Here is a 15,796-nt window from a genome sequence, read left to right as displayed (position 1 = left end):
GAAACTTATGTCGCTTCATTAAACGATGGTAAAATCCACTTAATTCATATGATAGCATAAGGATTAATTATAACTTCCAAACCTAATTCAACTGTAAGCATTCTAAGCCTAAGCTTTTGTCTACTCCCTCAAAAGAATGATGGGATTATGAAGCTCTAATCCAATATTCAACATCTTATTCTAGGTTTTGCTTTAGCTATGAAAACTATTCTAAAATAGTTATATTAGTAGTAAAACCATATTTTAAAAACATCATGGAACTAAAAAATATTTTTGTTGCCGCCTTATTTTTTCTTGTACTTCTTACCTCATGTACTTCCTCAATGACACCTAGTCAAGTAAACAATACGCTACCTACCTTAACAGAATCTATGTATTACAATCAAACACAAGCTTCAGCTGCCACAAAAAACAATACTTGTAAGATATTGGTAAAAGGAAGGACTTATGCAGCTCCAATTGGGTTTACCGTTAAGAATGATTTAAAAAATGCTGCCAAAGGCATAGACGAATGGGTGGAATTAGATGGAGGCAACGCTTATGTGTTTGTAAATTATAAATGGCTCACCGTTAATGATGATGGAGCAACCCAACTTTATATCGATTTTAATACCATGAGATGTGAATAATAATTAAAAATCAACTTGCAATTAGCAACTTTAAAATTATCTCGCCAATTTCTGAATCTAGATCGTTATTCTCTTCATTCAAAACAGACACAAACCCCATTTTACACTGATGGTCGATTTTTAATATACCCGCTTGACCTACAGAGTAATCATCAGTCTCAAAAACTTGAAACCTGTTGGTTTTAAAATCACCAGGGTAAAGTAGCATTGCTTTTTCTGCATTCCAAAACCTACAATAGGCATACATCTGTCTTAAATCATCCACGGATGCTGAGTTTCTTTGAGGCCGTTTCCATTTGGTGTCAATAACATAGGTTTTATTACCCTTTCTCAAAACAATATCAGGACGTAAACTATTATTGCCCCAAAACGATCTGGATTCTTGACCTGAAACTAACATATCAGTTTTATAACTAGCTTTTTGTACTTGCTTTAACACATACTGTTCCCAAAGTTCATTCATATCAAACAAAAGGGACAGCATTTTTTCTTTTCCATTTGAAATATCAGGAGAATAATTTAAAATGATTAACCTAGCCAATTCGAATGCTTCTTTATAACTACTGGTTTTTCTGTTTAACTTAATGGTATTTAATTGCTGTGCAGTAATGGTTTCGTAATCTACTTCTGGAAAGTTTAATTCAACTCTACTTGCAACATCCTGTAAACTAGTTCCTTTTGTAAACTGACTAACAATGGATAAGGCTTTTTGCAATACTTGATGTAAAAAATGATTGCTGTCATACACTTGATGGGTAGTATAAAACCGTTCTTTGTGTATCACGTTATGCCTTAGGTGTCCTGCAAATTCAAGCTTGCCTTTTAATGCTTTTGTATTGTGGGTTTGTCTTCTATATTTTTTAATTAACCCTTTCCTCACTAAGCCTTCTACTTCCAACAAAAACAATTCAAAATAAACTTCTAATAAATTAAGATGCTGTCTTCTTACATGTGCTGCTCCATTGGTTTCGGCTTTGAGCTTCCCACAAGCTTTTAACATTTTAATTAAAACACCTTTCCACTTTCTATCGTCATCCTCTTTATCTGCTTTTGGATGGATTTCTATGGTTAAACCATCAACTTGAATAACCCCTACATACTGATTGAACTTAACACCTTTCGCAATGGGTTCAAAATAATTGCCATTGTGATATTCATTAAGTTTTAACAGCGCGTCTAAATGTATTTGCTTAAAATTTTGCTCTCCAACGAACAGACGCTGATGTTCAAAAACGGATATGGTTTTATGCTTTATCAATTATTCCTCTTTGTTGATTGGATCTCCCAATAAAAGTTGTACGGCTTCCATAACAGAAGTTTCATCCACTCCTTTTAACACAAAACTTGGCGTTTTAAAATCGTTGGCATTTTCGTATTCAAATTTGGCAAATGTTATGTTTTCATTTTTTACTTTCTCAACAAACCCCTTCCCTAGCACTAATCCTATTTTACCATAATCGCCATAAAAATATTCTTGTAATAAAGGCACAATTTTATTGTTAAATGCATTGGCTAATTTTTGTTCTGTATCTACTCCTACAAAATAAGAATGCCCAATGGTATGATCTCTATCTATTAATAATTCAATGCGTTGATTAATCTTTTCCAATACTTCTGAAAGTTTAACTGCACCGACTGTTTCCTCTTGAATAACGGAATAATCTGGCATCATCTCTTTAAACTCAAAACGACGACGCAAAGCTGTGTCCAGAGCTTCAACACTTCTATCTGCCGTGTTCATTGTGCCATAAATATCTAGGTTAGATGGCACACTAAATTCTTTCTTGGAATATGGCAGTTTAATGCTTAATTCATTTTTTGCTCCTTGACGTTTGTCTATTTCAATGAGGGTAATCAACTCCCCAAAAATAGCAGAGACATTTCCTCTATTGATTTCATCAATAAAAATGGCGTACCTATGTTCTGGATCATTTTTCGCTTTAATGCATAAACTCTTAAACACACCATCTTCAATGGTGTAGCCTAAATCTTTAGTGTCTTCTGCATCGTCTTGAGGTAGTATAGGCTTAATGCCTTCAATAAAATCTTCATAAGCGAATGACTGATGAAAGGTTACAAAGTCATAATGCTTTATAATTTTATCAGGATCAGGATTGTAATTTGTTACCGAATCCTTTAAATCGTATAACTCTGGAGCCAATTCCTCAACATGGTCTTCTAATATTTCCCAATAGGAATCCTCCGTTTTATTGAAAATTAAAGGCTGTTGTCTATTCGTAACATTTACATACTTACATTCATTAATGGTATGACTTTGCAGCTGTCCCCAAATGGTTGGTCTTATTGTTTTTGAATTTGATAAACTTGCTTTTCTCCGAACCCAATCATGCTCAAAAATATCAGAGACCTTTGCCTTCTTAAGGTCTAATAAAACAATGGCAATGACCTGCCACCAAGAACAACTACTCACAACCGTTTCAAAATGTTGCTCTTTTGAAATAGAAGTTTCCTTTAACGTATATGTATCAAACAACCGGTCTTTTAAATAAAAGGTTTTTCCCGTTCCTGGAGGACCGTAAAATATTTTATTGGTGGGCATTATACGATTAGACTTGGTACTTGAATAAATTATATCCATGTGAATGTTTTTAGAGCTATGGTTAAAATTTAGCAAAGCATTAAACTCTTCTTCAGTAGCACTAAAATTTGTGCCTTGATTTCCCGCTTTAAAATTGGAAAACACGGGATTATCTTTTATATCTTCCCATAAAACAGGATTGTCTGCAAGATATTTAGTGATCTTTATCTTAACACGATCAGTGTCTTCACTTTCGTCTTGATTTAAATAATATTGCTGCTCAAAAGCTTCTTCCTTAAAAACACCAACTTCCGAAGTTACCTCTGCTAATGCATAACATCCTGACTTATCTCCTGTTTGCCATAAAATAACTTGATCACCAATTTTTATTTTGTCTTTATGTGCTACAACTTTCCAGCTTTTTAAATGTGCAGCTTTTAAGGCATTGGTTATATTATAGATGTTTGGATTACCTTGAAATATCCAATAGCTAGGTTCTTGATAATCAAATTTTTCTTTTAAAAACTTAAGATAATTGTTCTTACCTAGTATAGCTTTTGGAATTCCGTTACTGTTTTTGGCATCGTACTCAACAAATTCTGGGTTTTTTTCACGCTCTTTTTTACTCAATAAAAATAGAATGGAACTTACTAAACCATTAATATTTGTTGGATCCACTAAAAAGAAATCCAGATCATCAAAATAACTGTTAATCTCATCCAGTCTATCTTCAATACTTTTGTTGGAATGTCCTAGATAAGCACGATAAGACTCGAATGTATTGGCATTTAACCATTTGGCGAAATCTTTTTTTACATCTCTTAACCGTGTTTCATATTGTTGCCATAAAGCATGACTCCAGGAAAAGTATGCTTTAGTATCTGGTTTTGTTTTTATAATCTCTTTATGAAATCTAGAAACTGGTGTTTTATTGGTATAATCTATTCCAAGCTTGGTAGCAATAACGTGTAGGGCATCTAATTTAAAAACGTTTAAGCAATTAAAATTACCATATAAAAAAGCTATTTTCCATTTATAGGCATGTCCTAAGTCTATAATATCTATAGCCTCTAAATTATTGGCTTGAGATGCCTTAGCTATTTTAATAAGTATACTTTTTATGGTATTAAAAGCTTCCTCCTGCGTGTTCCCATATTTAATGTGCCAAGCATATTCACCATTGTTGGTTCTGTTGCTAGCTTTGTCTGTTGTAGAGTTTTCAGCCATTTTATATATGCCAAACTTATAGGAACTACCACCTCTTATATCTCCTAAGCTCTTTGTTTTTTGCTCCACCCAATAACAAAACGAATCCTCCCTATCTAAATTGGTATAGTCCTCCAAGACCATTTGCTCCAACTTTTCAATGGGCCAAGTGTCTAGAAAGTCTTGTTTTAGTGTAAATAATTTGTCGTGCATTTTTTTATTTTCTTTCTTAACCAAATTAAACCCATGACGCTCCAAAACATCAAAACACTCACTTCCTTTCCCTACTTTAAAATTAGGCTCTACGTCTTTACCTTCTGCATGAAAGTATGCATAAGCCATTATAGCTGGTGGTGGATATGTTTTCCCATTATAAAGCACATCATAAGTGGTCGATGGCCTAAAACCACTGGGATAGCTTTTGCTATCCAAGTCTTTAATGGCTTTTAGGATGTGTTCTTTGGTTACTTTATTGAATAGCATATTTTATGATTACTTAAATTCTTTAATTATATATTTTTCAAAGCCAACACCTTTGCAACCTGGTGCTTTATCTCTCATAAAATACAATCCTGATTCTGTGGAAATCTGAAGCTGTACCTTACCATTATCTGGTCTGATGTAAAAACTGTTTTGTGGAAACTCAAAAGTGCCTCTGGGAATACATAACCAATAAAAGCTGCTTTTCTTTTTTAGAATTAAATGCAAATCGTTTTTAAATAATTCAATGGGAATATCAAACCACCAAACTGGAACAGTAGTATTGATATTTGAAAACCGTGTGTTTCTTGTGGTTAAACTATACTTATTTTGGTCTTTGTTAATAATTGCTATTGCATCAGTTTTACTTATATGAGTGAAATCCCTATCTATTGGTCGTGGATCGTTCAATATATTTTCATCAACTATTTCTTTTTCGTCAAATATTTCTTCTTCTTCTATTTCTAAATCAACATCCTTAGTCTTACTATTATCTAAGACATCATTTAAATCCTTAATCTTGTTGTTTTGAATTAGGACAACAATTAATAAAGCAAAAATTATAATGTAAGGTATAAAATCAGACATATTCATTTAATTCATTTATTTCATTTTCATTTATTTAAGCACTCCAATCACTATATTGCCCTTCGGCTTGTTCCATAATTTCTTGGAGGATCTCGTTAAGTTTATTAATGGATATTTTACCTCTCAATTCTTTCTTTACTGCAAGTCTAATAGAGGCTTTCGCGTTTTCATTTTTGGTCCAATCCAATTGTAAATTTGACTTCACTGCTTTAACAATAGCATGAACTATGTCCTGAATAGGTCCTTTTTCTTTTATAATGTCTTGTTTGGCTGCCAGATTATCATAAAAAGCCAATTCTTCTTCGCTTAACCCTAATTCTTCCGATCGTTTATCATCATTTTGGAGTTCCTTGGCACATTCTACCAATTCAGCTATGGTTGCGAAACTGTCTAATGCATTGTTGTGATATTTTTCAATCACCTTTTCCAATTCTTCTTTGAGAGACGTGTATTTTTTAATATTTTTGTGAAGGCGCAATTTAATCTCATCTTTTAGGATGTTATTAATCAACTCAATCTTTAAGGTATGTGCATCTTTCACTTTCTTTGCTCCCAATAAAAAGGTTTCATCCAGTATGGAAATATCAGGTTTTTCTATTCCTCCCATAGCGAATACATCAACAATATCATCGGAATCGATACTTTGACTAATGAGTTCTTTTATCTTTTCTTTTTGTTCGCTTCTGCTAGACTTTACCGATTTCACATTGCTAACTGCTTTAGACACATGCTGAATAAACAAAACATCTACTGCTGCATCTTGAATGGTTGGTTGACTTTTTTCAATGAACAACAAACCTGATAATTTCTTTTCAGCCAACATAAAATTATTGGAATCTTCATCATATTTAATCACAGCATTTACAGCTAGTTTTACCAGCAGCACTTTATCGGCATCACGCAAACGTTTCCAATCCGAATGCGTTATGTTATCAGGAATAAAGGTTTTACAAGTTTCTATTTGGTTGAAAAACAACCCTAAAGCCTGTTCAATATCAATGGTTAGTTTGCCATGTCCTCCTCCTTTGGTGTACTTTTCGGTTGCCGATTTTAAATTATCGCCAATTCCTATATAATCTACAATAACACCATTTTTCTTATCCTTAAACACACGATTGGTTCGTGTAATGGCTTGCATCAAATTATGACCATTCATTATTTTATCTACATACAAGGTATTTAGTTTTTAGAGGAGAGCCTAAAGATAAAAAAACTTAACAAACTAAAATGTAGTTCCTTATTAATTGAGAGTTATTTAATCAAAAATCTAAGCTATTTTGCTGTCTATACTATAATCAATAACAATCACATTTATAATCAAAAATATACTTATGGAAGCGTTCGCCAAAGGACCTCCCTAGGTCGTAATATCCATAATAAAAAGCGTCCCAATAGGTTTTTGAAATCCCACAAAAAATATAGTCTTTGCCATAAAGACTATAGTCGTTGGTTTTTATATTGGCTATAACGGCCAAGGTTCCATCAACATCATAACAAGACACACTTTTTAACCAGGAAGAGTCTATTAATTGATAGGAACTTACCGTCCCTACTTTTCTACCCTCGCTTTTAACAAAATCCACAAGATCTGTACAAGACACCTCTTGAGAATACATATTTGCAGATATGCATAAAAAGAGACCTAGAAAATATTTTAATAAATGTTTCATATGTTGGTTTTTTATTTTCTCATATCTTCAACCAAACGGTAGGTTGCATGACGCATAAATTCTTCCAAAATGTCCTTTTCAACAATGACATAGCCTTCTTTTTCCTTTTCTATACGTTTCATGCGCTCTTTAAAGGATTCACTAATTTCACAACCTTTTCCTTCAGCACAAGGAGCATAATGAAATTTATATGTTCCCGCAAACTCATTATTGTCTATAAGCACCACTTTAAATTCCACAACTGCACCATATTGCTTGTAAGGGTCTTCCAACAACCCAGTCTTTCCTTTATCGGTATAATATTCGTTGGTTTCATATATAACTTTCCTATCCAGTTTAATTAATTCAATGATTAAATCTGTATCGGTTTTGGTCTTTAATTTAGCATAATCAACCGTATTTTCGTTATTGGATACTACTTGGTTGAACAGGTTCCTGTCGCGTACTATAAAACCATTGCTTAAAAGCTCTTTTTCTATGGCACTATACAAATAACTAACATCCTCTTCTTCAGTGGTTTGAGAAGACATACTTGGTGTTCTTAAAACAACTTTAGGTGAAGGGTTGCTTTTAAGAAAAGTGGACAATCTATCGGTAGAAAATATTTCATTTTCTGAAGGTTTAAACTTAATATATTTTGTGGTACACCCAAGAGTTAATAACATCAATACAATAACAGTAACTTTTTTCATTGGTTTTAGGTTTTTAATTCAAAACCAAACTTACCAAGTTTTGATATATTATCCTTACGGAAATCCGTAAACAAAAAACACCCTATTTAAGCGTGCCTGTATTTCCTTTTTAACAAAACCTAATCTTAAAACCACTGGTCATTTATTTTTTTTTACAGGCTCGAAAAAAACACTCAAAACCAATCCAATCCCCACCACAACATCCACAAGATTCCATAAAGTCCTGCCTAAGGCTATTTTAACAAAAGGTTGGAACAGCAAAGCCAAAGCAACAAACACAAAAGCTTCGGTTTTATTTCCCTTTTGATGGGCCTGATAGGCTAAATACCCAAAAACAGCAAAACTTACAAAACGTACAAATTGATAATACCCGTAGGGCATGTCTAATAGGCAGAGAAATAAAAGTATGACCAGAATGATTTTTAATGCTTTCATTTACTTGCTTAAAGTTAATCTCATTCAAACAAAACTACTGGATTTATATTAAAATAACTTCCGGTTTCCAACCTATAATAACTTGACATAGCTTTAATGCTGATAACACCTTCCATTACTATTTGTTGTATTCCGTTTACATCTATTGCCTGCTTTAGTTCTACCAGTACACTGCGTAGCTGAGCTTGAGCTATTAGAAGCTCTTGAGGAACTTTGATTGCTAGAAAAATGAGAGACTTGTCTGTTGCCAGAGGCTGTTCTTGTTGGGGGTTTACATACAGAACAGGGATCGTATCCATATTGAATAGCATCTTTTAAGTCTACCCGATATTTAGATTTGCTTAGATACCTACAAGACTCTTGATGATATTTTTCACCTGTTTTGGTGGTAAACACGTCTTGTGAGAAACTTAAAGAAGTAAGCCCAAAAGCTAAGAGGAATAATACTATTTTAAAAGGCTTCATAGCATAATCTAATTCATGTTAAACTCCAAAAAAACAGGTAAATGATCGGATATTTTTCTTGCTGCTGCTAAATTTTCACAGGTAGCAATATAATCCAAAACTCCTGAATTGACAAAAGCTATATTTTTAGAATAATAAATATTATCAATAGCATGGCTTAGGTAGTTGTTCTGTAAACATTCCCATTTTAAAGTTGTTTTAAAATCTCTCAAAGCTGGATTAAAGCCTTGCTGATAAAGATCGTCCCAAATAGCATGTCGTTCGTTCAAATTAAAATCCCCTACTATAATGATATTATTAGAATAAAATCGTTTTGGATAATCTTTTTCAACTAGTTTACTTGATAATTAATTAACGTATGATTGTATTTTTCATACCCCTTACATTATCAAATTTAAATTTCACAACAGTATCTAAATTTTTTCTTTTAATTTGAAGTTCCAATTGATTTTTTTCTTTAATTAATGTGTCTCCAACTTTAATGAAGTCATATAGCTCTTTTCTTTCATGTAATAGCTCTAACTCAAAGTTGTTTCCATCAAAAAATATGGTAATTTTATACCTACCATGATTAAATTTATCGTAAAATTTATTAATTACTGTACCATAATATGATTCTACTCTAACTTCATCAACTATTTGGTAAAAAGATTCTTCCTGTGATTCATAGTTTCTATAAAAGAATATTATGGTAGTAATCATCCCAAATCCAATAAGGATAAAAAATATTTTTTCTTTTTTTATCATAAAAATTATTGATGTGGCTTTGTAACAAATATTAAAATGAGTGGTTTTTTCATAATTTTTCTATTGAGGTTAAAACAATTCTATAATAACTGTAGTCTGCAACATTTGGCGGTCTGTTACATATTTTTTTTATATTTCCTGAAAAATGTATTTGTGAAATTTCGTCTGTGTTTATTTTTAAATAATCAAATTCTCCATTTAAAAAATTTTCATTGCAAACTATCATAACATCTATACAAGTGGGACAATTTTCAAAAGAAACACCTATCCAAAATTTGTCGTTGTAATGGGTGTCTCCAGTATCAAGTTGTATTTTATAACTAATAGTTGCAACTAGATTATCTTCTTCTAAAACTGTAATTTCTTCTATGGTTTCAGAATTACATCCACAATCTTTTGGAGAATCGTCGTCCTTATCACAACTATTAATTACAAGAGCTATGGAAATCATTAATAATGTAAAAAGCTTTTTCATGTGTTTATTTAAATTTAGGTTTTACAAACTGTTACAATTTAACCTACAATATTAATGATTTATAATAAGCAACAAACTTAAATAAGTAATCAGATAAATCTTGTTGTTCTCTTTGTCTTCTTTATAGAATAGGGATACATTCTTATGAACGATTCCCCGCTCGTGCGCAATTGTATCGCGTTCGCTTCCCAATTCTTTTTTAAACACCAAAATTTCCTATTTAACCATAATAACGGAACACCACAACATCGTCCAATAAGCCCTTTTCATCTGCATAATCCAAAGCGCTACTATAAACATAATCAGGAGCTTTATAAACCAATCCGGACTCTACGGGATTATTGTGAACATAGCTGATCTTCTCCCAAATAACTTTATTACTCCATAACTCAATCGGCTTATTGTCATGTCTCCAAAATTGATATTCATTCACATTGGATGATTTTCCAGCGGCCTTTTTAAATTGTTCCAACAGAAATTCCTTTCGGCTCTCTCGTGGGTTCTCTTGTATAGCTTTAACGACTGCTTTACTCGTAAAGCGTTTAAAATCTCCTAATAAAAAGACAGGATGCAGCTCTCTGATGCTTCTAAAAAACCAAGTGGACATGATTGGTCATAATACACCACGCCACTATCTCCATACCCTTCTCCCTTTGGCAAAACGAAAGGCTTTGTAATAGAATATCCTTATTATACTCATTGCGGGTAAAAACATCAAGCCATTCTACAACGGCGAAGCTTACAAAGTAAAGCCCTTCGGGGTTATGAAACTTATAATTACGGCTCATATTCTAAAGATAGTCATTTTTTAGAATCTTTAGAATAGAAGACCCTAGATACTGAGGGTCTTATATTCTTCGGGAAACCGTGGTAGATACCGAATGAAATAAAGTTGGTTTATTTTGAAAGTGGCATTCAAATCTAGGAAACAACGCGATGGAAACGCTGGGGTGTTTTTGAGGTAAATTGAGGTAGTTGTATGTCTCTTTTGAGGTTTACCACACGATGCAATCGTGCGGAAGCGGGGGTTAAAATTATATAATGCAGACCGTATAGAGCAATTCAAAAAAATAGACCCCAACTGTGATACTGTTTTTTTAAGAATGATGGCACAGAAATACTTTGATATGGAAAAAACAAATCAGGAGAATTAGAGTTTTTTACCTCAGTGGGCCTACACCCAGAAACGGGCAAAACATTAAAAAAAATTACAAAATATATCTTTAAAAAATACATTTGCGAAAGTTACTAATGCCTTCTCAGTACTTTTTCATTTGATTATTGGCTCTTAAACCCAAACATACCAGATTGCCCCCCTAAAAAAAAACCTCCCCATTGAGCGGGTTAAGGGGGTATTTCATTTGTAATATCCAAAAAAAAAATTCCCCCTTTGAGGGGGGTTAGGGGGGTGTTAAGGGGTATTCACTAAACCAAAACATCCAAAATCCGAATGCCTAAAGGCTGCTTAAAGGCATACACCTCTGTTTCAATAATCTCGTAAAAACGCAAACCTAAAACCACAAATCCCACATGTTCTGGAACAGCTACCTGGTCTGGAGTTAAACTAAAGGAAGTAACCCCTCCACCTAGTTCCAAAAAGTGAACAGGCGAAACACTTAAAGAGCTTTCTAAACTTTCAAAATCAAAATCCAACACGCCCAAAGTCACACCTATATGCGTGGCCGTTTTAGGCACTTGAAACAATCCTGGATTGAAATTTTTAACCTCCAAACGTTGTGAGCCCCAATCAAAGGATGCCCGTTCACAAAAACCAACCACCAGGTCTTTCTCTGGTATAAATGAATGCCGTTTCAAGAGCTGCTTCCCTTTCGCAGTTTGTATGCCGTAACGCATATGTCTCTTACCTCGCTCAGATACCTGGTCTAAAGCTTTAATGTGCATAAACAAACTCATCAGATCAGAATTGAAGGCCCTACTCTTAATCCCATGGAAAAAGGGCATCAAAGCCAAACGAAACTGTTTCTTCACCCGACTGCAATTACCAAATTCACTCGCGTTTTCCCGTACACGTACCATTCTTGGACTCGTACGGATTGTGTAGCCATCAAAACCACCACCAGCAGTTCTAACCAAAGCACCCACCTCTTTGTCTTCGTAAAAATTAGCGTCTCCAAGGGTGCCAATAATCTTAATAATACCTTTTTGTCGTGCCATAATAAACAATAATTAATATGAATAAATAATACCTAAAAACGTCTCCCTAAAGTAATGAATATTAGCCAAATAAACAATAGCTATAGCGTATATATAGCGTATGTATAGCGTATATACCTTATCCCTAATCCGTATCAACCCAATAACAACCCAATGGAAACCACAGCCTAATCCACAATCAAAAAGAAGAGAATCTCAAATAACTGAAACCTATAAAAACAAAAAAAAGCGCATCCAAACCGGATACGCTTCTTTAATCTCCCACACTAATTAATATGAATTAATAGTAATACAAAACTAAAGGGCATAAATCTAATATCCTTACGGCTTCCCGTAAAATGGAAAAAAAGTTTATATCAAGCCCAAATCTTTAACAATGGCTACCAAATGAATGGCATTGTTAGCCTTAAACTGAATGCGAAGTTTGTTGAGACGCTTTTCTATGGTACTTAAACTGTTTGGACTAACACCATCGTCTTTCAATTGCTGACTGATCTGGTCTTGCGACAAACCCAACGACAAATGCTTCAACACAAGGATGTCGAAATCATCTATTTCCAAATCGGTTTTCTTGCTTAAAGCAGGAGCTACCTGTGGCGATACATAAAGTTCCTGTTCGTACACAGCCTGTATGGCTTCCTTAAGCTCTATAAGCCCTCTCCGGCCTTTACACACATAGGCATTCACCCCATTTTGGGTAAGCAGCTTGCGCACGCGTTGAATACGGTCTTCTATGGAATAAACAATAATGGGCAATTCTGGATACTCGGCATGTAAAGCCTCAATAAGTGACTCACCCGAAGGGTAATTTTGATCGCGATGATCCTTCTTAAAAGACAAATCGGTAATCAACAAATCAAAAGGGTCCTGGTCCTGGAAGGCACGTTTTATTCGTAAAAACGCATCATCACAATATTGTACAGTTTCTACCTGCCCTACCTTTAATGTATCTAAAACAGTAAGCATGCCCAGATTGATGCTCACCAAATCGTCTGCTAGTATAACCTTTTTAAACATATTAGATAATGATAACAGCTTGAAAGCCTTGGTTTATTTCTGAGCTAAAAGTAATGGAACCTTTTATGCTTTTTATACGGTTTTCCGTATTTTGAAGTCCATTCTGCTTTTTTAGGCTACAACCTTGACCATTATCCTTGTAGCTAACCGTTAATGTTTTGGATTGTTGGGCAAAACTGATAACCACTACCGAGGCCTGACTGTGCTTTTTCATATTGATCAACAACTCCTGTAACACCCGGTACAAAGCTATCTTTTTTTGACTGCTAAGCAAAGACCAATCTATCTTGGAAAGATCCTTGGTAAGGATGTTTACCCTATCGCTTTTATAATTGCTTATCAAATCCAACAAGGTCTCTTTAAAATGTTCATGGACTTGAATGTCCTGATGCTCCCTAGAAATATCTCGGGTTTTATGGTACACCCGCTCTAAATCGTCTAAAATACCTTCATGCACCTCAGGGGTTTGTTGGATTTTGGTCATCACATGGTACACCCCATTGGCCACCTCATCATGGACTTTTTTCGAAATACGCAATTCGGTATGATAAACTTCCAATTGCTTTTGCTTTTTAAAACGTTGCCGTTGAAACACTGCAACCGTCACTCCCAAACTAAGCACAAACAAAGACAAAAACCCATAAAGGTACTTATAGCTCTTTTCCTGCTCCAGCTCCAGCAAGCGTTTGTTGGCCAAAGCTTCTTGCGCTGCCAAAGCATATTTCTTGGAAGCGTACTTGCCCTCTACCAACATAGTCGCAGTTCGCATACTGTCCATAAGCTGTTTGTAAAACCGAACCTCTGGGTCTTCTTTTAATTGTACCAACACCCCCAAGGCAGTCACTAAATGACTGGGATTGTTGGAAGCCCTGGCCAATTGATAGGCTTTTTGGGCCTGTAACTTGGCCTGTTCAAACTTGCCTTGAGAAATATAATACTCCGAAAGATCCAAATAACTGCCCAAAATATCTGTTGGGTTCCCCAAAGCCTCACGTAACTTGAATGCCTGTTCCAAATCCAACAGGGCTGTACTGTCTTGCAACTTCCCTTTTACCAACCCCAAATTGTTTAGGGTTCTGGCAATGATAACGCTATCCTGATAGACCAAACTTTCCTGATATAAGGAGCTAAACGCCTCTAAGGCCACATCAAGACTGTCTGCCTGTAATTGGGCAAAGGCTATGTTGTTGCGCAAAACCATATCCTGTAACTTACTGTCTGCCAAAGCCAAAGCCTTTTTATAATAGGCTATGGCATTGGCATGATCTTGCATCTCACTATAAACCCGTCCCAAATGATTGTAGATACCTGCTTTGGACTCCCTACGCTCACTACTGGCTGGTAGCTGTTCCAAAAGACCTAAGGCTTCAATGGCTGAGCTCTCACTGTCATAAAGGATACCCAACTTTTTTTGAATAATGGCCAATTGCCTCAAACTATAAACGGCCTCTAAAGTATCTGCCCGTTTCAAGCTCCTGTCTTTTTGGTTTCGGTAAAACACAAAGGCTTGCAGCAAATCCGATTTTGAATTGGGCTTTATTACCTTGTTGTAATAATAATGGGTACTGTCAATGGGTTCTTGCTGAAGCTTGCCTGCCTGGACCAACAAACTGACCATAAAAAAAAGAATGAAACTTAAAACCGGTTTTAAAATATCCATACCTAAACTGAATACAATAACTGAGAATACAACTAAAGCTTAAAATGGCATCAGACCAAAGAAACTATTGGACTGTTCCGAACACCGATACACATCCACAATGGCATCATTTAAAAACTCGACATACACCCCATAGGTCAACCCGGAATGGTTGCCCGTAAAAACAAATACAGGTTTGCCACATAAGCAGCCTGTGCAGATATTGGCGGAAAGCTTTAAATGGGTGTCCCCTTTGCTTTGCATAAATTTAAAAATGCGTTGCTGCCTGTAAATAAAGGCGGTTTTTGGCATATCCTCGTAATATCCGTCGTCCAAGACCGTGTTGAGTTTATGGTAATCCATCTGTTGAAAGGCATCCAGAATGTGACTGAGTTGGGATTGTAGCGTTTCCGTTTTTGCAACGGTTTGTATAAGGTCTGCAGGTTCCATGATATTTTAATTTTTATAAAAATAAAAAATATAAACATGTACCTCTTTTGAAACACCTAAAATTATCCACAAATTTTAATTTCAAAATGCGCATGGGTTTTATGACCCATAAAAAAAGGCCTTGACACACATGGCAAGACCTTTTAAAGTGAACCAAAAATAAAAAATGCTATTAATTAAGTTTGGTTGCATCAAAAAATGATTTGACTTCGGATAATGAAAAAGTTGGCACTAAAGCAAATCCTAAATTTGAAATTGAAATTACATTATGGTACAATACCCAAAAAGGAACGCACCTCGCTATAGTCCTTTGTATTGATATCGCACCACTGTTCCTTGTTTAATGCCTGACGGGCTTCAATTACATTAGCTGGAATCAAAACATACCTAAATGTTAAACTTGGTATGTTTTCATACGGAGTAACATCAGGGCCGTTAATCTCGATGGTCAATCCTAATTCTGATTGTAAATTGGAAAACCCACTTAATAAAGTTAAATTTCCAAGAGTAGTTGGAGTTGACAATATAATAAAGTCTGCTTCATCAGTACCTTCATACAACTTAACATATACTAAGGCTACACCTCCGG

At 34.7% G+C, this 15,796-nt stretch carries 19 protein-coding genes; 1 reads left to right on the top strand and 18 read right to left on the bottom strand.

Annotated elements, in window-relative coordinates:
* The first annotated feature begins 254 nt into the window (after nucleotides 1-254).
* Nucleotides 255-629 carry a hypothetical protein gene (locus AACY93_RS07970; RefSeq protein WP_286852784.1) on the top strand — a complete coding sequence of 125 codons (375 nt, stop codon included), beginning with the start codon at nucleotides 255-257 and terminating at the stop codon, nucleotides 627-629.
* Between the two features lie 10 nt (nucleotides 630-639).
* Here the strand turns inward: AACY93_RS07970 and AACY93_RS07965 are convergent, their stop codons facing one another.
* From AACY93_RS07965 to AACY93_RS07880, 18 genes are all read right to left on the bottom strand, one after another.
* Nucleotides 640-1,887 carry a restriction endonuclease gene (locus tag AACY93_RS07965; RefSeq protein WP_286852785.1) on the bottom strand — a complete coding sequence of 416 codons (1,248 nt, stop codon included), beginning with the start codon at nucleotides 1,885-1,887 and terminating at the stop codon, nucleotides 640-642.
* Nucleotides 1,888-4,857, bottom strand: coding sequence for an EVE domain-containing protein (locus tag AACY93_RS07960; RefSeq protein WP_286852786.1), 2,970 nt, complete (start codon nucleotides 4,855-4,857; stop codon nucleotides 1,888-1,890). It abuts the gene before it with no gap.
* Nucleotides 4,858-4,866: 9 nt separating this feature from the next.
* The gene (locus tag AACY93_RS07955; RefSeq protein WP_286852787.1) at nucleotides 4,867-5,448 is read right to left on the bottom strand and encodes a hypothetical protein; all 582 of its coding nucleotides are present in this window, start codon (nucleotides 5,446-5,448) and stop codon (nucleotides 4,867-4,869) included.
* A 28-nt stretch (nucleotides 5,449-5,476) separates the two neighbouring features.
* Nucleotides 5,477-6,616: a type I restriction enzyme endonuclease domain-containing protein gene (locus AACY93_RS07950; protein ID WP_286852788.1), complete on the bottom strand. Its 1,140-nt coding sequence runs from the start codon at nucleotides 6,614-6,616 to the stop codon at nucleotides 5,477-5,479.
* A 121-nt stretch (nucleotides 6,617-6,737) separates the two neighbouring features.
* Entirely contained in the window at nucleotides 6,738-7,112 is a 375-nt protein-coding gene (locus AACY93_RS07945) for a hypothetical protein (RefSeq protein WP_286852789.1), read from the bottom strand.
* An 11-nt stretch (nucleotides 7,113-7,123) separates the two neighbouring features.
* Nucleotides 7,124-7,804 carry a hypothetical protein gene (locus AACY93_RS07940; protein WP_286852790.1) on the bottom strand — a complete coding sequence of 227 codons (681 nt, stop codon included), beginning with the start codon at nucleotides 7,802-7,804 and terminating at the stop codon, nucleotides 7,124-7,126.
* Nucleotides 7,805-7,942: 138 nt separating this feature from the next.
* Nucleotides 7,943-8,239, bottom strand: coding sequence for a DUF6804 family protein (locus AACY93_RS07935; RefSeq protein WP_286852791.1), 297 nt, complete (start codon nucleotides 8,237-8,239; stop codon nucleotides 7,943-7,945).
* A gap of 20 nt (nucleotides 8,240-8,259) precedes the next feature.
* Nucleotides 8,260-8,538: a hypothetical protein gene (locus tag AACY93_RS07930; protein ID WP_286852792.1), complete on the bottom strand. Its 279-nt coding sequence runs from the start codon at nucleotides 8,536-8,538 to the stop codon at nucleotides 8,260-8,262.
* A gap of 174 nt (nucleotides 8,539-8,712) precedes the next feature.
* Nucleotides 8,713-8,973, bottom strand: a complete 261-nt coding sequence (locus tag AACY93_RS07925; RefSeq protein ID WP_286852793.1) for a hypothetical protein — start codon at nucleotides 8,971-8,973, stop codon at nucleotides 8,713-8,715.
* A gap of 82 nt (nucleotides 8,974-9,055) precedes the next feature.
* Nucleotides 9,056-9,451: a hypothetical protein gene (locus AACY93_RS07920; protein ID WP_286852794.1), complete on the bottom strand. Its 396-nt coding sequence runs from the start codon at nucleotides 9,449-9,451 to the stop codon at nucleotides 9,056-9,058.
* A 49-nt stretch (nucleotides 9,452-9,500) separates the two neighbouring features.
* Nucleotides 9,501-9,926, bottom strand: coding sequence for a hypothetical protein (locus AACY93_RS07915; protein WP_286852795.1), 426 nt, complete (start codon nucleotides 9,924-9,926; stop codon nucleotides 9,501-9,503).
* A gap of 220 nt (nucleotides 9,927-10,146) precedes the next feature.
* The gene (locus tag AACY93_RS07910; RefSeq protein ID WP_339611650.1) at nucleotides 10,147-10,533 is read right to left on the bottom strand and encodes a hypothetical protein; all 387 of its coding nucleotides are present in this window, start codon (nucleotides 10,531-10,533) and stop codon (nucleotides 10,147-10,149) included.
* Nucleotides 10,514-10,714 (bottom strand): transposase, encoded by a 201-nt coding sequence (locus AACY93_RS07905; protein ID WP_339611648.1) that lies wholly within the window; start codon nucleotides 10,712-10,714, stop codon nucleotides 10,514-10,516. Before AACY93_RS07905 ends, AACY93_RS07910 begins: the two co-directional genes overlap by 20 nt.
* Nucleotides 10,715-11,351: 637 nt before the next feature.
* On the bottom strand, nucleotides 11,352-12,101 hold the full coding sequence (locus tag AACY93_RS07900; protein ID WP_286852796.1) for a hypothetical protein: 750 nt from the start codon (nucleotides 12,099-12,101) through the stop codon (nucleotides 11,352-11,354).
* A 351-nt stretch (nucleotides 12,102-12,452) separates the two neighbouring features.
* Complete coding sequence (locus AACY93_RS07895) at nucleotides 12,453-13,118, bottom strand: response regulator (RefSeq protein ID WP_286852797.1); 666 nt, start codon at nucleotides 13,116-13,118, stop codon at nucleotides 12,453-12,455.
* Between the two features lies 1 nt (nucleotide 13,119).
* Complete coding sequence (locus tag AACY93_RS07890; RefSeq protein ID WP_287005876.1) at nucleotides 13,120-14,778, bottom strand: tetratricopeptide repeat protein; 1,659 nt, start codon at nucleotides 14,776-14,778, stop codon at nucleotides 13,120-13,122.
* Between the two features lie 39 nt (nucleotides 14,779-14,817).
* Nucleotides 14,818-15,207, bottom strand: a complete 390-nt coding sequence (locus tag AACY93_RS07885) for a hypothetical protein (RefSeq protein ID WP_287005875.1) — start codon at nucleotides 15,205-15,207, stop codon at nucleotides 14,818-14,820.
* A 266-nt stretch (nucleotides 15,208-15,473) separates the two neighbouring features.
* Nucleotides 15,474-15,796, bottom strand: a 323-nt coding sequence (locus AACY93_RS07880) for a hypothetical protein (RefSeq protein WP_287006181.1), incomplete at its 5' end; no start/stop codon positions are given.

Origin of the sequence: uncultured Xanthomarina sp. (genome assembly GCF_963971605.1) — a bacterium.
GTDB classification, from domain to species: Bacteria; Bacteroidota; Bacteroidia; order Flavobacteriales; family Flavobacteriaceae; genus Xanthomarina; species Xanthomarina gelatinilytica.
The sequence above is the reverse complement of the archived record's forward strand: the minus strand, read 5'-3'. Positions and strand labels throughout refer to the sequence as shown.